This window comes from Cupriavidus sp. JZ107, assembly GCF_053903255.1.
This window is the reverse complement of the sequence record NZ_CP096481.1, coordinates 728615-749005: the sequence shown is the minus strand read 5'-3', so window position 1 is coordinate 749005 and position 20391 is coordinate 728615. Positions and strand designations below refer to the sequence as shown.

General features: G+C 69.5%; 18 protein-coding genes. 13 read left to right on the top strand and 5 right to left on the bottom strand.

Annotation, left to right across the window (positions count from 1 at the left end):
* Positions 1 to 176: 176 nt before the first annotated feature.
* The 9 genes from M1D55_RS13015 (at position 177) to gloA (ending at position 9824) form a co-directional block, all read left to right on the top strand.
* A complete protein-coding gene (locus M1D55_RS13015) occupies positions 177 to 1049 on the top strand; it encodes an HlyC/CorC family transporter (protein ID WP_043440367.1) in 873 nt (290 codons plus the stop codon).
* Positions 1046 to 2731: an apolipoprotein N-acyltransferase gene (gene lnt, locus M1D55_RS13010; RefSeq protein WP_456282345.1), complete on the top strand. Its 1686-nt coding sequence runs from the start codon at positions 1046 to 1048 to the stop codon at positions 2729 to 2731. The genes M1D55_RS13015 and lnt overlap by 4 nt, the downstream gene beginning before the upstream one ends.
* A 433-nt stretch (positions 2732 to 3164) precedes the next feature.
* Positions 3165 to 4151: a glycine--tRNA ligase subunit alpha gene (gene glyQ / locus M1D55_RS13005; RefSeq protein WP_456282344.1), complete on the top strand. Its 987-nt coding sequence runs from the start codon at positions 3165 to 3167 to the stop codon at positions 4149 to 4151.
* Positions 4148 to 4741, top strand: coding sequence for a hypothetical protein (locus M1D55_RS13000; RefSeq protein ID WP_006579596.1), 594 nt, complete (start codon positions 4148 to 4150; stop codon positions 4739 to 4741). The genes glyQ and M1D55_RS13000 overlap by 4 nt, the downstream gene beginning before the upstream one ends.
* A gap of 64 nt (positions 4742 to 4805) precedes the next feature.
* A complete protein-coding gene (gene glyS / locus M1D55_RS12995) occupies positions 4806 to 6929 on the top strand; it encodes a glycine--tRNA ligase subunit beta (RefSeq protein ID WP_456282343.1) in 2124 nt (707 codons plus the stop codon).
* 67 nt (positions 6930 to 6996) lie between these two features.
* A complete protein-coding gene (gene gmhB / locus M1D55_RS12990; protein ID WP_082928583.1) occupies positions 6997 to 7650 on the top strand; it encodes a D-glycero-beta-D-manno-heptose 1,7-bisphosphate 7-phosphatase in 654 nt (217 codons plus the stop codon).
* Positions 7647 to 8399 (top strand): lysophospholipid acyltransferase family protein, encoded by a 753-nt coding sequence (locus tag M1D55_RS12985; protein WP_006579167.1) that lies wholly within the window; start codon positions 7647 to 7649, stop codon positions 8397 to 8399. Before gmhB ends, M1D55_RS12985 begins: the two co-directional genes overlap by 4 nt.
* Complete coding sequence (locus M1D55_RS12980; protein WP_456282342.1) at positions 8396 to 9277, top strand: M48 family metallopeptidase; 882 nt, start codon at positions 8396 to 8398, stop codon at positions 9275 to 9277. The genes M1D55_RS12985 and M1D55_RS12980 overlap by 4 nt, the downstream gene beginning before the upstream one ends.
* Positions 9278 to 9416: 139 nt before the next feature.
* The gene (gene gloA, locus M1D55_RS12975) at positions 9417 to 9824 is read left to right on the top strand and encodes a lactoylglutathione lyase (protein ID WP_006576854.1); all 408 of its coding nucleotides are present in this window, start codon (positions 9417 to 9419) and stop codon (positions 9822 to 9824) included.
* Positions 9825 to 9879: 55 nt separating this feature from the next.
* On the opposite strand, the gene M1D55_RS12970 is transcribed toward gloA, so the two are convergent.
* The 5 genes from M1D55_RS12970 to M1D55_RS12950 form a co-directional block, all read right to left on the bottom strand.
* Positions 9880 to 11148, bottom strand: a complete 1269-nt coding sequence (locus M1D55_RS12970; RefSeq protein WP_456282341.1) for an ankyrin repeat domain-containing protein — start codon at positions 11146 to 11148, stop codon at positions 9880 to 9882.
* A gap of 205 nt (positions 11149 to 11353) precedes the next feature.
* On the bottom strand, positions 11354 to 12166 hold the full coding sequence (gene rsmA, locus M1D55_RS12965; RefSeq protein WP_053823188.1) for a 16S rRNA (adenine(1518)-N(6)/adenine(1519)-N(6))-dimethyltransferase RsmA: 813 nt from the start codon (positions 12164 to 12166) through the stop codon (positions 11354 to 11356).
* Positions 12167 to 12176: 10 nt separating this feature from the next.
* Positions 12177 to 13271 (bottom strand): 4-hydroxythreonine-4-phosphate dehydrogenase PdxA, encoded by a 1095-nt coding sequence (gene pdxA / locus M1D55_RS12960; RefSeq protein ID WP_456282340.1) that lies wholly within the window; start codon positions 13269 to 13271, stop codon positions 12177 to 12179.
* A 45-nt stretch (positions 13272 to 13316) separates the two neighbouring features.
* Positions 13317 to 14822, bottom strand: coding sequence for a peptidylprolyl isomerase (locus M1D55_RS12955; protein ID WP_456282702.1), 1506 nt, complete (start codon positions 14820 to 14822; stop codon positions 13317 to 13319).
* 9 nt (positions 14823 to 14831) lie between these two features.
* Positions 14832 to 17255, bottom strand: a complete 2424-nt coding sequence (locus M1D55_RS12950; RefSeq protein WP_456282339.1) for an LPS-assembly protein LptD — start codon at positions 17253 to 17255, stop codon at positions 14832 to 14834.
* A gap of 156 nt (positions 17256 to 17411) precedes the next feature.
* Here M1D55_RS12950 and M1D55_RS12945 point away from each other — a divergent pair, with 156 nt between their 5' ends.
* From M1D55_RS12945 to murU, 4 genes are read left to right on the top strand one after another with little or no spacing between them, the layout of a single operon-like run.
* Positions 17412 to 18455 carry an aminoglycoside phosphotransferase family protein gene (locus tag M1D55_RS12945; protein WP_023264254.1) on the top strand — a complete coding sequence of 348 codons (1044 nt, stop codon included), beginning with the start codon at positions 17412 to 17414 and terminating at the stop codon, positions 18453 to 18455.
* Positions 18455 to 19186, top strand: a complete 732-nt coding sequence (locus M1D55_RS12940) for an AzlC family ABC transporter permease (RefSeq protein ID WP_456282338.1) — start codon at positions 18455 to 18457, stop codon at positions 19184 to 19186. The genes M1D55_RS12945 and M1D55_RS12940 overlap by 1 nt, the downstream gene beginning before the upstream one ends.
* Entirely contained in the window at positions 19183 to 19506 is a 324-nt protein-coding gene (locus M1D55_RS12935; protein WP_043439412.1) for an AzlD domain-containing protein, read from the top strand. Before M1D55_RS12940 ends, M1D55_RS12935 begins: the two co-directional genes overlap by 4 nt.
* Positions 19503 to 20252: an N-acetylmuramate alpha-1-phosphate uridylyltransferase MurU gene (gene murU, locus M1D55_RS12930; protein ID WP_456282337.1), complete on the top strand. Its 750-nt coding sequence runs from the start codon at positions 19503 to 19505 to the stop codon at positions 20250 to 20252. Before M1D55_RS12935 ends, murU begins: the two co-directional genes overlap by 4 nt.
* The last annotated feature ends 139 nt before the right edge of the window (positions 20253 to 20391 follow it).

Sequence of the window (20391 nt, the reverse complement as noted above, 5' to 3'; positions counted from 1 at the left end):
CCGCTTGCCCTCTCCCCCGGCCCCTCTCCCGCAAGCGGACGAGGGGAGAAACCAGCCAGTGCGACCTCGGCGCCGCATCGGACCCGGCCGGTGGCTCCGGCTGCCGGCCACCCGGCCGGAACCGAAAAACAATTGGTGTATGCTTGCTCCGGTATCCACCACGCGCACCTTGCGCCATGAACGACCCTTACCCTAGTTCGAAACCAGTCGACCGGCCCCGGTCCCTGCTCGAACGACTGAGCGATCTGATTTCTCCCGAGCCCGAATCGCGGGCCGAATTGCTCGAAGTCCTCCAGGATGCCCACGCCCGCAATCTGATCGACGCGGAGTCGCTGTCGATGATCGAGGGCGTGTTCCAGGTCTCGGAATTGACCGCGCGCGACATCATGGTGCCCCGCGCCCAGATGGACGCGGTCAATATCGCCGACGCGCCGGAAGCCTTCATTCCCTTCATGCAGGAGACCGCGCACTCGCGCTTTCCGGTCTACGAAGGCAGCCGCGACAACATCATCGGCATCCTGCTCGCCAAGGACCTGCTGCGCTACTACACCGACAGCGAGTTCGACCTGCGCGAGATGCTGCGCCCCGCGGTGTTCATCCCGGAGTCCAAGCGCCTGAACATCCTGCTGCGCGAATTCCGCAACAACCGCAATCACATCGCGATCGTGGTCGACGAGTACGGCGGTGTCGCCGGGCTGGTCACGATCGAGGACGTGCTGGAACAGATCGTCGGCGACATCGAGGACGAATTCGATCTCGACGAGGATGACGACAATATCGTGCCGCTGCCCGACGGCAGCTGGCGCGTGCACGGGCTGACCGAAATCGAGCAGTTCAACGAGGCCTTCGGCACCCAGTTTCCCGACGACGACGTCGATACGGTCGGCGGCCTGCTGACCAACCACGTCGGCCACGTGCCGCACCGCGGGGAAATCATCACGCTGCCGCCGCTGCGCTTCGAGGTGCTGCGCGCCGACGCGCGCCAGCTGCATCTGCTGCTGGTCCGGCGCGAAGCCCCCGCGGTCACCGACGCCGTGGCCAACGCATGAAGCGGCTGGCGCAGGGCTGGAACGGCGCCGCCGCCGCCGAACTCGATACACCACTGACCGACACCCGCCGCGGCCGCGCGCGCTGGGGCCGCCTGCTGCTGGCCGGCGTGCTTGGCGTCGCCCATACCCAGGCCTTCGCGCCGCGTGACTGGTGGTGGCTGCAGCTGCTGGCGCTGGCGGGACTGGCCGCGCTGCTGTTCGATACCCGCCGCGTGCGCGATGCCGCCGCGCTGGGCTACGCCTTCGGACTGGGCTGGTTCCTGTCCGGCATCTGGTGGCTCTATATCAGCATGCATGTCTACGGCGAGATGCCGGCCTGGATGGCCGCGCTCGCGGTGCTGCTGTTCTCCGGCTACCTGGCGCTCTATCCCGCGCTGGCGGCCGCCGCCTGGCATCGCGCCACCGCGCCGCGGCGCTTCGCTTCGGCCGCTTCGGGCAGTTGCGCCGGCTGGTTTGGCCTGGTGGCCGCGCCGCTGGCGTTCGGTGCCGCCTGGGGCCTGACCGAATGGCTGCGCGGCGTGATCTTCACCGGTTTCCCGTGGCTGGGCAGCGGCTATGCGCATACCGACGGACCGCTGGCCGGCTACGCGCCGCTGCTGGGCGTCTACGGGGTCGGCGCGCTGGCCGCGCTGTGCGCGGCCTGGCTGGCGGCGCTGGCGCGCGTCGTCCGACCGGCATCGGCGCAAGTGCCGGAAATGCCGGCCGGCGGCCGCGCCGCCGCGCTGTCGGCCAGGCTGGCGGTCCCGCTGGGCCTGGCGATGCTGCTCGGCGCCGGCTGGCTGCTGGCGGGGCGGGCGTGGACCGAGCCGGTGGGCGCACCGCTGTCGGTGCGGCTGCTGCAGGGCAACGTGCCGCAGGACATCAAGTTCGAGGCGGCCGGCATCGCCCGCTCCAACGCGCTGTACCGCGACATGATCACCGCCGCCCCGGCCGACCTGGTGGTCACGCCGGAGACCGCGTTCCCGCTGATCCTGCAGGACATGCCGCCGGAGATCGCGCTGGCGCTGCGGCAGTTCAGCGTCGGCACCGGCACCGCGCTGCTGTTTGGCGCCGCGGGCGCCGACTCGCCGGTCGACTTCACCAACAGCGTGTTCGGCATCGGCCCCGAGATGAAGGGGCTGTACCGCTACGACAAGCACCACCTGGTGCCCTTCGGCGAGTTCATCCCCTGGGGCTTCCGCTGGTTCGTCGACATGATGAAGATGCCGCTGGGGGACTTCCGCCGCGGCGGACTGGCGCAGGCGCCGCTGCCGGTGCGCGGCGTGATGGTGGCGCCCAATATCTGCTACGAGGATCTGTTCGGCGAGGAAATCGCGCGCACGCTGCGCGGCCAGCCGCAGCCGGCCAATGTGCTGGTCAACGTCACCAACCTGGCCTGGTTCGGCGACACCATCGCGCTCGATCAGCACCTGCAGATCTCGCGGATGCGTGCGCTGGAGACCCGCCGGCCGATGCTGCGCTCGACCAATACCGGCATGACGGCGGTGGTCGCGCCGGACGGCAGCGTGCCGGCGCGGCTGGCGACCTTCACCACCGGCACGCTCAGCGCACAGGTACAGGGCACGCGCGGGCTGACGCCCTATGTGCGGGTCGGCAATGTGCCGGCGGTGCTCGGCTGCCTGCTGGTGCTGCTGGTGGTGGCCTGGCGCGCGGCGTCGGGCCCGCGCGGCGCCGGCGCCTGAGCGTTTCGCCGGCCTGGGTGGCCGAGCCTTACTGGATCACGCTCGCGACGATCGATACCGCGGCCGCCGCCGCCATCACCGCCAGGGCGACCCGATAGGGTTTGTGCGAAAGAAACGACATGTTGTTGTCCCCGTTGTCTTGGCGCCGACGGGCGCCTGTGCGGCGCCGTCCGCTGCCTCTGTCGAACAGCTTTTCAATAATGTATACAAAAATCGATAACGGCAGGCGCTTCCGGAACTTGAGATCCCTCGGGATTTACCCGAAGTCCTCGCCCGGCTGCCGTGCCCTTCCCTTCGGCGGCTGCCGGGCAAAAAACCGCTAGAATTCTGGGTTTGGCAACGGCGGGGCCGGCTTGTCCGACCGCCGTCCTAGCCCGCTTCCGCTTCGGTGGCCCGCCGCCGGGCCAACACTCCGCGAACCGTCGTCTTCGTTATGCTGACCTTCCAACAAATGATCCTGACCTTGCAGTCCTACTGGGACCGGCAAGGATGCGCGCTGTTGCAACCCATCGATCTGGAGGTTGGCGCCGGTACCTCGCACGTGCATACCTTCCTGCGCGCGATCGGCCCGGAGCCGTGGCGCGCCGCCTATGTGCAACCGTCGCGCCGCCCGAAGGACGGCCGCTACGGCGAGAACCCGAACCGGCTGCAGCACTACTACCAGTACCAGGTCGTGCTCAAGCCCGCGCCGGAGAACATTCTCGAGCTGTACCTGGGCTCGCTCGAGGCGCTGGGCCTGGACCTGAAGCAGAACGACATCCGCTTCGTCGAGGACGACTGGGAAAACCCGACGCTGGGCGCCTGGGGCCTGGGCTGGGAGGTCTGGCTCAACGGCATGGAGGTGACCCAGTTCACCTACTTCCAGCAGGTCGGCGGCATCGACTGCAAGCCGATCACCGGCGAGATCACCTACGGCATCGAACGCCTCGCAATGTATCTGCAGGGCGTCGAGAACGTCTACGACCTGGTCTGGACCGAGTGGGAAGAAAACGGCAAGACGCGCCGCCTGACCTACGGCGACGTCTATCACCAGAACGAGGTCGAGCAGTCGACCTACAACTTCGAGCAGAGCAACACCGACATCCTGTTCCGCCATTTCGCCGAACACGAGAGCGAGGCCAAGCGGCTGATGGGCGTCGGCGCCGAGGCCGGCGCGGACCCGGCAACCCAGGCGGCCGGCGCCAAGCTGGCGCTGCCGGCCTACGAACAGGTGCTCAAGGCCGCCCACACCTTCAACCTGCTGGACGCACGCGGCGCGATCTCGGTGACCGAGCGCGCCGCCTATATCGGCCGCATCCGCAATCTGTCGCGGCTGGTCGCGCAGGCCTACTACGAATCGCGCGAGGCGCTGGGCTTCCCGATGTGCGGGCCGGCCGGCGGCGCGACCGCCGAGACCGCTGCCGCCGAGGCCGCCGCATGAACTCGATGGCACGCCGTGCGCTGTGCTGCGCGCTGGCGGTGGCCGCCGCGGGCGGCGCGCACGCCATCGTGCCCTCGGCCTATGCCCAGGCCTCGCAGGTGCTCTACCCGTCGGCCGAGCAGGCCAACGTCTGCGAAGGCGATTCGCAGGCGCTGCAGCAGTCCATCAACAAGCATCTGCAGCCGAGCGCCAACGCGATCGACCAGTGGACGCAGCTGGTGCGCTCGATGTCGTGCGACCTGTCCGGGTCCAGGGACCTGGGCTGGCGGCGCGTGCCGCTGCGCGCCTACGAGAGCGCGATCCGCTATCCGCTGACCTGGGTCGAGACCACGCACCGCAACGGCCGCCAACGGCGCCTGGTGCGGACCTACCATTCGGCCTCGCAACTGCCGCCGCGGATCGACTTCTGGATCGGCGGCCGCATCGACGAGATCCGCTACGATCGCCGCCATCACCGGCTGTATGCGCGCTTCTCCGCGAACAGCGAGAAGCTGGCCGGCAGCACGCAGTCCGCATGCCGCTCGACCACGCTGCAGTTTCGCCAGCAGCATGGGCTATGGCTGCTGTCGGGCGTCGAACCGCGCTGTTGAGCGCCGCTGAACCTTTCCGGCGCCGCCGATGCCGGCGTGCGCCACAAACCGTTGGAACCGATTCATGTCGCAACCCCTGACCGATTCGCTGCTGATCGAACTGTTCACCGAAGAGCTGCCGCCGAAGGCGCTGGCACGCCTGGGCGAGGCCTTTGCCCAGGGCCTGTTCGCCGGCCTGGCCGAGCGCGGCCTGCTCGATGACGGCAGCACGGTGACGCCGTACGCGACGCCGCGCCGCCTGGCCGCGCTGATCAGCGGCGTGCGCGAGAGCGCGCCGGACCGCGAGCAGCGCGAGAAGGTGCTGCCGGTGTCGGTGGCGCTCGACGCGGCCGGCGAGCCGACCGCGCCGCTGGCCAAGAAGCTGGCCGCGCTGGCCAAATCGGTCGGCGTCGATTCGATCGACTGGCAGACGCTGGAGCGCGCCTCCGACGGCAAGGCCGAGGCGCTGTTCTACCGCTACACCGCGCGTGGCGCGGTGCTGGCCGACGGCCTGCAGGCCGCGCTGGACGAGACCATCGGCAAGCTGCCGATCCCGAAGGTGATGAGCTACCAGCGCCCGGACGGCAGCACCGTAAACTTCGTGCGTCCGGCCCACCGGCTGATCGCGCTGCATGGCGACAAGGTCGTGCCGGTCTCCGCGCTCGGGCTGGCCGCGGGCCAGCGCACGCTGGGCCACCGCTTCCTGTCCGCCGGCGAGATCGAGATCCCGCACGCCGAGCGCTACGCCGCCGTGCTCGAGGACCAGGGCAAGGTGCTGGCCAGCTATGCCCAGCGGCGCGAGCGCATCCGCGAGGGGCTGCTGGCCGCCGCCGGCGCCGATCGCGTGATCATGCCCGAGGCGCTGCTCGACGAGGTCAATGCGCTGGTCGAATGGCCGGTGGTCTACGCCTGCCATTTCGAGGAGGCCTTCCTCGCCGTGCCGCAGGAGTGCCTGATCCTGACGATGCAGACCAACCAGAAGTACTTCGCGCTGACCGACGCCAACGGGCAGCTGCGCAACCGCTTCCTGATCGTGTCGAACCTGGCCACCGACACGCCGCAGTCGATCATCGGCGGCAACGAGCGCGTGGTACGCCCGCGCCTGGCCGACGCCAAGTTCTTCTTCGACCAGGACCGCAAGAAGACGCTGGCCTCGCGCGTGCCGCAGCTGGCCAACGTGGTCTATCACAACAAGATCGGCACCCAGCTCGACCGCGTGCAGCGGCTGCAGCAGATCGCCGGCCATATCGCCGATGCGCTGGCCAGGGCCGGCGTGCCGGTCGACAAGGCGGCGGCGATGCGCGGCGCGGAACTCGCCAAGGCCGACCTGCTGACCGATATGGTCGGCGAATTCCCCGAACTGCAGGGCACGATGGGGACCTACTACGCACGCCACGACGACGAGGCCGAGGAAGTCGCGCTGGCCTGCTCCGAACACTACCGTCCGCGCTTTGCCGGCGATGCGCTGCCGTCGAACCCGGTCAGCATCGCGGTCGCGCTGGCCGACAAGCTCGAGACGCTGGTCGGCATCTGGGGCATCGGCCTGCAGCCGACCGGCGAGAAGGATCCGTTCGCGCTGCGCCGCCATGCGCTGGGCATCCTGCGCATGCTGGTCGAGACGCCGCTGCCGGTGGGCATCGACGCGCTGCTGGCGCTGACCGAGCAGGCCTTCGCCGGCGTGCCGGCGGTCAAGCCCGCGCGCGAGGACATCACCGACTTCCTGTACGACCGCCTGCGCGGCTATCTGAAGGACAAGGGCTACACCACCAACGAGGTCGAGGCGGTGGTCAGCCTGCGCCCGCAGCGGCTCGACGACATCCTTGGCCGCATGGAAGCGGTGCGCACCTTCGCCGCGCTGCCCGAGGCGGACGCGCTGGCGGCCGCCAACAAGCGGATCACCAATATCCTGCGCAAGAATACCGAGGCGGTCGGCGAGGTCGCGCCGGCGCTGTTCCAGGAAGACGCCGAAGGCGCGCTGCATGCCGCCATCGACAGCGTGCGCCCCGGGGTCGAGGCGGCGTTCGCGCGCGGCGACTTCACCGCCGCGCTGCGCGACCTGGCCCGGCTGCGCGACGCGGTGGACCGCTTCTTCGACGGCGTGATGGTGATGGCCGAGGATGCGCAGCTGCGCGCCAACCGCCTCGCCCTGCTGGCCTCGCTGCATGCGCTGGCCAACCGCGTCGCCGACATCTCGAAGCTGGCCGCCTGATCGGCCGCGCCCTGCACGGACGCACCGCACCAGCCGCACCGACCGTACCCGTTACCGAAGCGCCGCCATGCCGCAGACACCGCCCAAATTCGTGATCCTGGACCGCGATGGGGTCATCAACCTCGACAGCGACCAGTTCATCAAGACGCCGGACGAATGGATTCCAATCCCCGGCAGCCTGGAAGCGATCGCCGCGCTGAACGAGGCCGGCTACCGCGTCGTGGTCGCCAGCAACCAGTCCGGCATCGGCCGCGGCCTGTTCGAGATGAGCGCGCTGAACGCGATGCACGAGAAGATGTACAAGGCGCTGGCGCGCCTGGGCGGCCGCGTCGAGGCAATCTTCTTCTGCCCGCACACCGCCGCGGACGCGTGCGACTGCCGCAAACCCAAGCCCGGCCTGATCCAGCAGGCCGCGCAACGCTTCGGCATCGAACTGCGCGGCGTGCCGATCGTCGGCGATTCGCTGCGCGACCTGGAGGCCGGCGTCGCCCTCGGCTGCGCGCCGCACCTGGTGCGCACCGGCAAGGGCGAAGGCACGCTGGCCAAGGGCGGCCTGCCGCCCGGCACGCTGGTCCACGACGATCTGCGCGCGTTCTCGCGCTGGCTGCTCGAAGGCGATGGCGCGCGGCACGGCGCCGCGGCGGCCTCGCACGCGGGCGCGGCGGCCGTGGCATCCGCCGGCCGCGCCACGTCTCCGGTTGACTCGACGAACCCTCGATGATCTTTCTACGCTCCCTGCTGTTCGCGTTGTACCTGCTGGTACTGACGCCTCCCTACGCCTGCGCCTGCTTCCTGGCCTTCCCGTTCATGAGCGCCAACCGGCGCTACCGCTTCGTGCGCGGCTGGCCGAAGCTGGTGATCGGCGCCGCCTGGCTGATCTGCGGCATCCGCTACCGCATCGAAGGCGGCGAACACCTGCAGGCCATGATCGACAAACCCGTGGTGCTGCTGTCCAAGCACCAGTCGGCGTGGGAGACCGTGGCGCTGGTGGCGACGATGCCCAAGCCGCTGTGCTTCGTCTTCAAGCGCGAGCTGCTGTTCGTGCCGTTCTTCGGCTGGGCGCTCGGCATGCTGAAGATGGTCCATATCAACCGCAAGGACGGTTCGCGGGCGTTCGCCTCCGCCGTGCGCCAGGGCCGCGAGCGGCTCGCCGAGGGCGCCTGGATCATCATGTTCCCGGAAGGCACGCGCACCCCGGCCGGCATGGAAAACCCGCGCTACAAGAGCGGCGGGGCCCGCCTGGCGGTCGAGACCGGCGCCTCGGTGATTCCGATCGCCGTCAATTCCGGCCGCCTGTGGCCGCGCAACTCGTTCCTGAAGTACCCCGGCACCATCACGATCTCGATCGGCCCGCCGCTGTCGTCGGCCCACAAGACCGCCGACATGCTGAACCAGGAGGTCGAGCAATGGATCGAGCGCGACATGCGCCGCATCGATCCGGAGAGCTATCTCCGAGGGCAGCCTGCATGAAGCCGGCCCGCCGCGCCCCGGAACCCGCGGACGGCCAGATGGAGCTGCCGCTGATGGACTCCGGCGCCGGCACGTCGGGCTCGCGGCCACCCGCCAGCGCGCTGGACGGCACCACGTCGGCCGGCCCGGCCACGGCGCCGTGGCCGGCGCCGCAGCCCAACGCCCGGCTGCTGCGGCTGGGCGAACGTCCGCTGCACTACACGCTGAAGCGTTCGTCCCGGCGCACCATCGGCTTCGTCATCGACGACCGCGGACTGTCGATCACCGCGCCGCGCTGGGTCACGATCGCCGACATCGAAGCGGCCATCGCCGAGAAACAGCGCTGGATCTTCGGCAAGCTGGCCGAATGGCAACAGCGCGATGCGCAGCGCGTGCTGCCGGCGGTGCAGTGGCGCGACGGCGCGACGCTGCCCTTCCTGGGCAAGCCGATCACGCTGCGGCTGGACTCGCCGACCGGCACGCTACTGTTCGATGGGCAGGCGCGCGTGCTGCATCTGGCGCTGCCCGAACAGGCCGACGAACAGCAGATCAAGGACCGCGTGCAGGCGTGGCTGCAGCACCAGGCCAAGCGCCTGCTGGCCGAGCGGCTCGATATCTATGCGGAGAAGCTCGGCGTGCGGCATCGCGCCTTCGCGCTGAGCTCGGCCAATACGCGCTGGGGCAGCTGCACCTCCGACGGCAAGATCCGGCTGAGCTGGCGGCTGATGCATTTCCCGTTGTCGGTGATCGACTATGTGGCCGCGCACGAGCTGGCGCACCTGAAGGAAATGAACCACAGCCCGCGCTTCTGGGACACGGTGGCATCGATCTTCCCCGAGTTCCGCGACGCGCGCGCGCAATTGCGCAGCCATCCGCCGGAAGCGTTGCCGGCGTTCTGACGCGGCGCGCACCGGCGGCGTCCCCCTCGGATCGCTGCGCCGATCCGTTCTACACTAACGCCTTTCCCGCAACACCCGCGTGGAACCCCGCAGTACCCCCAACAAGACGTCAATAGAACATCCCCAACAGAGGCTCATCATGCGACTCCTCCACACCATGCTCCGTGTCGGCGACCTGCAGCGCTCGATCGATTTCTACACCCGCGTGCTCGGCATGCAACTGCTGCGCGAGAGCGACAACCCCGAATACAAGTACCGGCTCGCCTTCGTCGGCTACGGCCCGGAGAGCGAGACCGCGGTGCTCGAGCTGACCTACAACTACGGTGTCGACAAGTACGAGATGGGCACCGCCTACGGCCATATCGCGCTGGAGACGGACGATGCCGCCGGCGCCTGCGAGCGCATCCGCGCGGCCGGCGGCAAGGTCACGCGCGAGGCCGGCCCGGTGAAGGGCGGCACCACGGTGATCGCCTTCGTCGAAGACCCGGACGGCTACAAGATCGAGCTGATCGAGCGCAACTCGACGCGCGACGCCAGCCGGCCCTAACGTACCTCCAGGGCCCCCGGACCCCGCCGTCCGCGCACCGCGGCGAGGCGCGGTCTCAAAGGATGGTGCAAACGCTCTTGCCGTTCGCCACGCGTCGCATGTTGCTTTCGAGCTGGTAGTCCCTGACGGTCGCGCCCTTGCCGTCCACCATGTCGGTCCGCGCCCCCGCCACGATGATCTTGAAGATGAAGCCCGGCGGCTGGTCGCTCATATGCGCGTACATCAGTGGCGTGCGGCCCAGCGTATCGCGGCCATTGATGTTGCCGCCGGCATCGCGCAAGCTCTTGACGATGTCCAGGTATCCGTCCGACGCCGCCACCATCATCGGCGAGGTGCCGGCATCGTCGCGGACATCCGGGTCGGCGCCGTAGGCCACCAACTGCTGCACGGCACGCAGCTGGCCCAACCCGGCGGCCAGATGCAGCGCCGTGATGCCTAGTGGGCCCCGGGCATCGACGGGAACGCCATGGAGCAGCAAGCGCGCGAACGGCGCGTCCGCGCCGAGCGCTATCGCGGTCATCAACGGCGTCATGCCCATGGCGGGCTCCGCTTGTTCGAGCACGGCGCGGTTGTCGACCGCCGCCGCCAGGTCGATCAGCGCGCAGGCCACGCGCGGCGCCTTGTTGCGCAAGGCCAGCTGCAACAGGTCCAGCCCGTCCTTGATCGGCATGTCGAGGCTCCAGTCGGCGCTGGTCACCAGATGCCGCACGGCGGCCGCATCGTCGGCCTCGATTCCTGACAGCACGCTGGTCCGAAATCCATTCATCCAGTCGACCAGGGCGTCTTCCAGCGCCGGCAGGATCGCCGCATGGCCGAGTGCCGGCGCGCCCCCCACGTCCTTGCCGAGCTCCAGCGCGCTCCTGCCGTGCCGGTTCGGCTTGCCGAGGGCGCCGAGCCCGATGCCGCCGCCGTACCAGCGCCCGTGGTCCAGCAACGACTGCACCACCGCGGGCATGGTCGGACGCAGGCCCAGCGCCAGGTGCATGCAGGTGTCGCCGTCGCGATTGGCGATGGCGGGATCGGCCCGATGGGCGAGCAGCGTATTGATCAGCGCCGGTTCGCAACGCGACTGGATCGCGGTGTGCAACGGCGTGTTGCCCTGCTCGTCGCGCCAGCGGATGGCGGCCGGTTCGCGCTGAAGCCACTCGCGCACCGCCGGGCCGTCGTGGCGCCGCAGCGCCAGCGCCAGTTCGCGGCCTGCGTGGTGGGGGCCGGCGCTGCCGGTGCGTTCATCGCTGGTGGCGTGGCGCGCGCCGTGAACGGTGTCGGGTACGGGGCCGGACTGGAACAGCGGGACCTGGCTCGTGATACGGCTAGCATGCATGCTGCGCTCCTTTGCGGTTGAGAGATCGGGCGACGCGGCCCTGGGCCGGTCGCGGCGCGATTCTCATCCGCGCCGGAAGGCGCGCTTTAGCATTCGGGTGGAGTTCTTGCGCAGGCCGGCGACACAGCGCGCGGACACAGTGCGCCGACACAGTGTGCCGACTGCCGCGGCCCGCGGAGGGAAGAAAAGGGAAGAAAAATCGGGCTTACCCGCCGATGCGATTGGCCAGCTCGACGTACTCTGCCACCGGCACCTCTTCGGCGCGGCGGCCCAGGTCGAAGCCGATCGCGTCGAAGTCGACGTGATCGCGCAGCATCGACAGCGTGTTGCGCAGTACCTTGCGGCGCTGCGAAAACGCCGCGGTGACCAGGTCGCCCAGCACCGTCATGTCGCACGCGGCGTACGGCGAGCGCAGCCGGCCGTCCTCGTGGCGCGGCCACGGAATCATCCGCACCACCGCGGAATCGACCTTGGGCGGCGGATTGAACGACTCCGGCGGCACGTCGAGCACGTACTCCATGTGGTAGCGCACCTGCAGCATGATCGACAGCCGGCCGAAGGCCTTGCTGCCCGGCTCGGCCACCATCCGCTCGACCACCTCCTTCTGCAGCATGAAATGCTGGTCGCGCACGTGATCGGCGAACTCCATCAGATGGAACAGCAGCGGGCTCGAGATGTTGTACGGCAGATTGCCGACGATGCGCAGCGGGCGTCCGGGCTGCTTCAGCTGGTCGAAATCGAAGGCGAGCGCATCGCCCGCGTGGATCGTCATGCGGTCACCGTAGCGGCGGCGCAGCCGTTCGACCAGATCGCGGTCCAGCTCGACCACGTGCAGATGATCGAGCCGCTCCAGCAGCGGCTCGGTCAACGCGCCCAGGCCGGGGCCGATCTCGACGACCAGGTCGCCGGCGTGCGGGTCGATGGCATTGACGATGCCGTGGATGATGCTGTCGTCGACCAGGAAGTTCTGGCCGAATCGCTTGCGGGCCGTATGGCCCTGGTGCACAGGGGAACGCATCGATGTCTCTTCAATGTCCGGCCGGCGGGTCGCCGCGCAGGTCCTGCGCGGCATGGCCGACCATGCCGATCGCGCAGCGGATCGCCTCGATCATGCTGCCGTGTTCGGCGCGGCCCGTGGCGGCCAGATCGAGCGCGGTGCCGTGATCGACCGAGGTGCGGATGAACGGCAGGCCGAGCGTGATATTGACACCATGGCCGAAGGTGCCGTATTTCAGCGGCGCCAGGCCCTGATCATGGTACATCGCCAGGACGCAGTCGGCGTCGCGCAGCAGCCGCGGCTGGAACAGCGTGTCGGCCGGATAGGGGCCGCGCACGTCGATGCCCGCCTCGCGCGCCTTGGTCAGCGCCGGCGCGATGATGTCGATCTCCTCGCGGCCGAGGTGGCCGCTCTCGCCCGCGTGCGGGTTCAGGCCGGTCACCAGGATGCGGGGATGGGCCAGGCCGAAACGCCGCCGCAGATCGGTGTCGACGATCGTCAGCGTCTCGAGCAGCATCGGCACGTCCAGCGCATCGGGCACGGCGCGCAGCGGCAGATGCGTGGTGGCCAGCGCCACGCGCAGCATCGCATTGGCATGCGCGGGCTGGGGGCCGGCCAGCATCATCACCACGCGCGCGACGCGGGCCCGTTCCGCCAGATATTCGGTATGGCCGGTGAAGGGCACACCGGCGTCATTGATCGTGCTCTTCTGCACCGGCGCGGTGACCACCGCCGCATAGCGCGCGGGCTGCCCCGGCGGCGGCTGCAGGCCGGCCAGCGCCGCATCGAGCAGCGCCAGCACATGGCGGCCGTTGCGCGCGTCGAGCACACCCGGCTGGCATGGCACCGCCAGCGGAATATCGTCGACGACGACCTCGCCCGCAACGAGTTTGTCCTGCCACGCTTCACCCAACCCGAGCGCCGCGGCGCGCTCGGCCAGCAGCCGCGCGTCGCCGAGCACATGGAAGCGCGGACCCGCCTTCCCGCCCGCCAGCTCCAGCACCGCCCGGATCGTGATGTCCGGACCGATGCCGGCCGGCTCGCCGGTCGTGATCGCGATCGGCAGCGGCGCGGCCGGATGCAATACATCGGATGGGGCGGAGGGTGTGGCAGACGGCGCGGTCATCGTGGTGGCGAAACGGTTCCCATGGCGGGAGCCCTGGTGGGACCCTTAGCGGCTTGCCTCGCGGTTGGTCCGGTATTCGACATAGGCCGCCTCGCGCAGCTGGCGCAGCCAATCTTCGTAGGCGGCGCGCAGCTTCTGCTCGCGCACCTCGGCGCGGGCGAAGTCGCGCTGCTTCTCCGGCGACACCTCGACCTCGCGGCGGTTGTCGACCTGGATCAGGTGCACGCCGAACTGGCTGGTGACCGGCTCGGACACTTCGCCCGGGCGCAGGCGGTTCATCGCCTGCTCGAACTCGGGGACCAGCTCGCCGGGCGACACCCAGCCGAGTTCGCCGCCGTTCTGCGCCGAACCGTCCTGCGAATAGCGCTTGGCGATATCGGCGAAGCTGGTGCCGTGCTGGATGCGGTCGCGCAGCGTCGACAGCTGCCGGCGCGCCTCGGCCTCGGGCATGTTCGGGCCGGTGCGGATCAGGATATGGCGCACCTGCGTCTGCGTGATGCGGCTGGGCGCGGCATCGCCGCCGGCGGGCGCGGTGCGCTTGCCGGCGAGCTTCAGCACATGGAAGCCGGCCGGGCTTTCGACGACCTCGGGCACCACCTTGCCGGGCTGCAGATCAAGCACGGCGTTGGCGAACTGCGCGGGCAGGCGGCCGATTTCGCGATAGCCGAGCGAACCGCCCTTGGCACCCTCGGCGCCGTCCGAATTGTTCTGCGCCAGCTGCGCGAAGTCCGCGCCGCCCTGGGCCTGCTTCAGCAGCCCCTCGGCCTTGGCGCGCAGCTGCGCCTTCTGCGCGTCGCTGGCGCCCTCGGGCACGCGCACGAAGATCTGCGCGACGTCATATTGGGCCTCGCCGGTCGGCGCGGCGCCGCTGCGTGCGGCGCGCGCGGCCAGGTAGTTGTCGATCTCGCCGTCGAACACCTGCACCTTGGAATCGACCTCGCGCTCGCGCAGCCGGATCACCTGCACCTGCTTGCGCAGTTCGCTGCGGTACTTGTCCCACGTCATGCCGCTGCGGTCGACCTGCGCGCGCAGGTCGGACACGCTGATGCGGTTCTGCTGCGCGACCGATTCGATCGCGCGGTCGACTTCCTGGTCGGTCACGCGGATGCCGGCGTCCTGCGCGGCCTGGGTCTGCACCCGCTCCATCACCAGCCGTTCCAGCACTTCGCCGAGCAGTTCCTCGCGCGGCGGAATCGGGCGGCCGGCGGTGCGCAGCTGGTTCTCGATCTCGTCGGCGCTATCGAGCAGCTCGCGCCGCGTGATCACGGTGTTGTTGACGATCGCCACCACCTCGTCGACCAGCTGCGAGCGGCCGGTGCGCTGCCCCGAGCCGAGACGCGGCTGGGTCGGCGAGGTCGGCGGCGTGGCCTGGGAACCTTGCGGCACGAAGATGCCGGTGGCGCGCGGCGCGGAGCCGGACCCACCAGGTGCCTTCAGCTGCGCGGCCGCCGGAACGGCCGCGCAGGCGAGCAATGCGGACAGCACGATGCCGCGCGAACGCCGCGACGATGCCGCGGCAACGGAAAATACGGAGACTGCTTGACGCTTCATCATGGTCCGTCATTCGTAATGGTCGAACTGGGTCTGAGGGATCGGCGCGGCCGAGACAGGCTCGTAGCCAGGCACGTTCAACCTCATGATATCCAGCGGATTGGAGCCGATCTTCGACAGGCCGCGGAACTCCACCTGCAGAAACACGCGGCCGGTGTAGCCCTGCGTGGTATTGCGGAATCGCTGGTAAGCGACCCGGCCGACCCAGCAGTCGGCGGCATATTCGAGCCCCAGCAGCGTATCGACCAGCTGGTTGGCGCTCATGTCGTAGGCGACACGCCCGATGCCGTAGGTCCGCCGCGTGATCGGCCACTGGCTCGAGATCTCGAACTGGTCGATCGCGGTATTGTCGGTGACCGTGGTCGGACGCCGGTAGCGATAGCCGACATTGAGCAGCTTGCGCGGCTCCGGCCGCCACGCGAACGCGATGTTCGACTGGATCACGCGGTCGTTTTCCGGGTTGTACTGCATCCCGGCATTGATGTAGTAGCCGCGGAACAGCTGGATGGTGGTGGCGCCCAGCAGGTCCGAATAGCCCTTCTCCGCATCGTCGAGCGTGCCGGTCAACTGCACGCGCTGGCCGCTCATGTCGAAGCGCTGCGCCAGCGTACCACGGAAGCGTTCGATGCCGGTCTCGGACTCGATCAGTCGGGTGGTCACGCCCGCGGTCAGCTTGTTGTTGTCGGCGATGCGGTCGTAGCCGGTAAACGGGTTCTCGCTGAAGATCTGGCCGTAGCCAAAGTCCGACTGCACCGTGTCGAACAGCGGGAACGCGCTCTGGTCGCGGAACGGCGTGTAGACGTAGAACAGCCGCGGCTCCAGCGTCTGCAGGTACTTGGTGCCGAACAGCCGGCTGATGGTCGGCGCGTCGCGCTCGAACGTCATGCCGCTGTCGATGCTGAAGGTCGGCACGGAGCGCGTCAGCGTGTTGTTGGCCCCCGGCGTGTTGGTCGACGGCTCCATCTGGTACTGGGCCGCGTTGAACATGACCTTGGGCGTCACGAACCAGCCCGGGCGCACGATCGGATAGCTGATCGACGGCTGGATGAACACGCGCTCGCCCTGCGGCTGCTGGAAGCCGGTGGTCGTCAGCGGGATGCGGAAGCGCGTGTAGTCGGCCTCGATCTGCACGTCGAAGCCGCCCCAGTTGTAGCGCGTGAACTTGCCGTTCAACTGCGGCACGCGCTCATAGGTCGGCTGGCTCGGCGCCAGCGTCTGGAAGGTCTGCACCCGCGCAAGCAGCGAGAAGTCCTGCCAGTTGTAGGTGACCCCGCCCTCCTGCGTGTACTGCCGCAGCGTCGACTGCGCGACCGTGCGCGTCAGGTCGTCCGGATAGCGGTCGTCCGATACCCGGTTCAGGTTCACATAGGCGTTCAGGCCCTTGGCCAGGTTCTGCGTATGCTGGATCGAGTACAGCCAGCGGTCCGAGTTGGTCTTCTGGTCGTTCGGCAGAAACTCGCCGCGGATCCGGCCCGCGTAGCCGTTGCCGATATAGCGGAAGTCGCCGCCCAGTTGCACGCCGCGCTCGCTCATCACGCGCGGATACAGCGTCAGGTCGCGGTTCGGCGCGATGTTGAAGTAGTACGGCACCGTCAGGTCGAAGCCCGAACGGGAGCTGTAGGCCATCAGCGGCGCCAGGAAGCCGCTGCGGCGCTCGTCGGTCAGCGGGAAGGTGACCGCCGGCGCCGCCAGGATCGGCACGTCGAAGAAGCGCAGCACGGCGCCGTGCGCGGTGCCGACCTGACGGTCGCTGTCCAGATCGAGCTGGCGCGCGCTGAAATACCAGTCCGCGTTGTCCGGCGAACAGGTGGTATAGGTGGCGCGCTGGATGGTGCTCTCGTTCTTGTTCAGGAAGTCGATGCGCTCGGCCGTGCCCAAACCGCCGGTCTGCTGGAAGTAGTAGTCCGGCGACAGCATGTAGCCTTCGTTGGCCTCGACGCGCAGCTTCGCCTCGGGGCCGACCGCCAGCGTGCCTTCGCGCGAGAGCCGGACATTGCCGGTCGCCAGCGCCTCGTCGCTGTCCTGGTCGTAGGTCAGCTTGTCGGCCTTGATCACCGCGCCGTCGCTGCGCAGTTCGGCATTGCCCTGCAGTTCCAGGCCGCGCTCGTTGTAGCCGGTCATGCTGTCGCCGGAGACATAGGTCGGCGCGCTGGGATCGCTCGGCGCGCTGCGCCAGGTGGCCGGCTCCGACAGATAGGGGATCAGTTCGCCGGGGCGCGGCGGCTGGCGCGGGTCGGCCGCCTCGGCCGTCGGCTCCGCAGCCGGCAGCGCGGGAATCGCCGAGCCGACCGCCTGGCCTTGCGCATGGGCGCCCAGCGACCAGCCGGCCATGGCCAGCACCAGCGGGCGCAGGGCCCGGACTGGCCGGCGCCCGGGCTGGCGGCCCGGCGCCTGGATTGCGGTGTGATTCGGTGATCGTTGTTGTTCGGTCATGCGTCGGGTCGTCGGTCGGACGGCGGGACGGTTGCGCGGAACCGCCGCAGCCACCGTCCAAACAGGCTGCCAGGCACAGGACGGCCCACCCGGGAGCCGCCCGGCGCCCGGGTCTGGTCGGGTATTATACGGGGCAACTTATCGACCCTTTCCGGCATGGCAGCACTTCCCCTCGACCCGCGCCAGGACCAGCTCAAAGCGTGGGTGTCCGGACTCGCTCCGGATTGGTCCATCGATCCCGAATCGTGCGTACCGGCATCGGCCGACGCCAGCTTCCGCCGCTACTTCCGCCTGCGCACCGACAACCCGGCGCATCCGACCGTGATCGCGATGGATGCGCCGCCCGCCCGCGAGGACTGCCGCCCCTTCATTCATGTCGCCGCGCTGTTCGGCGAGGCCGGCGTCACCGTGCCGACCGTGCTGGCGCAGGATCTGTCGCAGGGCTTCCTGCTGCTGGCCGACCTGGGCAACACCACCTATCTGTCGAAGCTGGACATCACGACCGCGCGCACGCTGTACGGCGACGCCGCCGCGGCGCTGGTCAGGATCCAGGCCGCGACCCGGCCCGGCACGCTGCCCGCCTATGACCGCGAGCTGCTGCAGCGCGAGCTGGACCTGTTCCCGCAGTGGTACGTGGCGCGCCATCTCGGCGTGGAGCTCGATGCGGGCCAGCAGGCGGACCTGACCGAGGTCATGCAGACGCTGCTGGCCAACAACCTGGCCCAGCCCCAGGTCTATGTGCACCGCGACTACCATTCGCGCAACCTGATGGTGCTCGACGGGGAGGACAAACGCGGCAACCCCGGCATCCTCGACTTCCAGGACGCCGTGATCGGCCCGATCACCTACGACGCGGTCTCGCTGTGGCGCGACGCCTATATCGAATGGGACGAGGAGCTGCAGCTGGACTGGCTGATCCGCTATTGGGAACGCGCCCGCAAGGCGAGCCTGCCGGTGGCGGCCGACTTCGGCGACTTCTATCGCGACTTCGAATGGATGGGCCTGCAGCGCCATCTGAAGGTGCTCGGCATCTTCGCGCGGCTCTACCACCGCGACGGCAAGGACGGCTACCTCGCCAACATGCCGCTGGTGCTGAAGTACGCGCGCGCGGTGGCCGGCCGCTACGGCGAGCTGCGCAAGCTGGTGCGCCTGTTCGATACGCTCGAAGGCGTCGAGCGCCCGGCCGGCTACACCTTCTGATGGATCCTGCCAGCAGCCCTACCCGGCGCGGCGAATGGTGGGCCGGCGTGCGCGCGCTGTCTCCGATGCTGCTGGGCGTGGTGCCGTTCGGCCTGATCTACGGCGTGCTGGCGGTCGGCGCCGGCATGCCCGCGTGGCTGGCCTGCGCGATGAGCGCGATCGTGTTCGGCGGCGCCTCGCAGATGATCCTGACCCAACTGTGGGCGGCGGGCACGCCGGCGGCGATCGTCGCCACCACGGTGGCGATGGTCAATCTGCGCCACGCGCTCTACTCCGCCACCGTCGCGCCAGCGCTGGCGCATCTGCCGCGCCGCTGGAAGGCGCTGATTGCCTATCTGCTGACCGACGAGGCCTTTGCCGCGATGACGCGGCGGCTCGGCGACGACCCGGCGCAACGGCGCTACCGCCACTGGTACTTCTTCGGCGCGGGCGTCGCGCTGTGGACGAGCTGGCAACTGTCGACGCTGGCCGGCGTGCTGGTCGGCGCGCAGGTGCCGCGCCACTGGCCGCTGGACTTCTTCCTGCCGCTGACCTTCATCGCCATCATCGTGCCCGGCCTGAAGCATCGCTCGCACGTCGCCGCGGCGGTGACCGCCAGCGCGCTGGCGGTGCTGTGCTTTGGCGTGCCGCACAAGCTCGGCCTGATGGCCGCCGCGCTGGGCGGCATCGCGGCCGGCATGCTGCTGCTGCCGCGCCGCAGCGGCCCCGCCGGCAAGGAGCACGCCGCATGAGCCCGTGGATGCTGCTCGGCGTGATGGCGGCCGCGGGCCTGGCGACCTATCTGATCCGCCTGTCCTTTATCGCCGTCGAAGGCAAGGTGCGCCTGCCCGCGTGGTTCCGCACCGCGCTGCAGTTCGTGCCGGCGGCGATGCTGTCGGCGCTGATCGCGCCCGACCTGCTGATGCGCGATGGCCAGCTTGCCATCGGCCTCGACAATGCCCGCCTGATCGCCGGCGTGGTCGCCATCGCGATCGCCGCGCGCACGCGCAGCGTCGGCTGGACCATCGCCGGCGGCATGGCCACCCTGCTCGTCCTGGAGACCCTGATTTGAAAGCGATGATCTTCGCCGCCGGACGCGGCGAGCGCATGCGCCCGCTGACCGATGGCTGCCCGAAGCCGCTGCTGCAGGTCGGCGGCAAGCCGCTGATCGTCTGGACCATCGAGGCGCTGGCCCGCGCGGGCCTGACCGACATCGTCATCAACCATGCCTGGCTCGGCCAGCAGATCGAGTCGGCGCTCGGCGACGGCGGCCGCTTTGGCGTGCGGCTGGCGTACTCGGCCGAGGGCGAGGCGCTCGAGACCGCGGGCGGCATCGCCAAGGCGCTGCCGCTGCTGCGAGATGGCGCCGGCGACGGTGGTGGCGGTGAGAACGGTGGCGGCGGCGAGATCTTCGTCGCGGTATCGGGCGACATCTACTGCGACTACGACTTCCGCGCGCTGTTGCCGCGCGCCGCCGCAATGGCCGGCGCGCCCGAGCCGCGCATGCACCTGGTGATGGTGCCCAATCCGCCGTTCCACCCAGAGGGCGATTTCGCGCTCGGCGCCGACGGCAAGCTGTCGCTGCCCGGCGATGCGCGGCTGGCCGATGGCGCCGCCCGCCTGACCTTCGGCAATATCGGCCTGTACGACACCCGCACCTTCGCCGGCATCGCGTCCGGACAGAAGGTGGCGATGACGCCGTTCTACCGCACCGCCATCGCGGCGGGCCTGGCCACCGGCGAGCGCTTCGCCGGCCGCTGGGAGAACGTGGGCACGCCGGCGCAGCTGGCCGCGCTGGACGCCGCGCTGTCGCGGTAGGGGCTCGCCGCGGTCGCCAATGCTGTCGTCCCCGCGAACGCGGGGACCCAGCGGCTTGAACAGCGGTCCCGGAAGTCACTGGGTCCCCGCCAGCGCGGGGACGACGGGGAGATGGCATGGCCGGTTTGCCTGGCGCGCC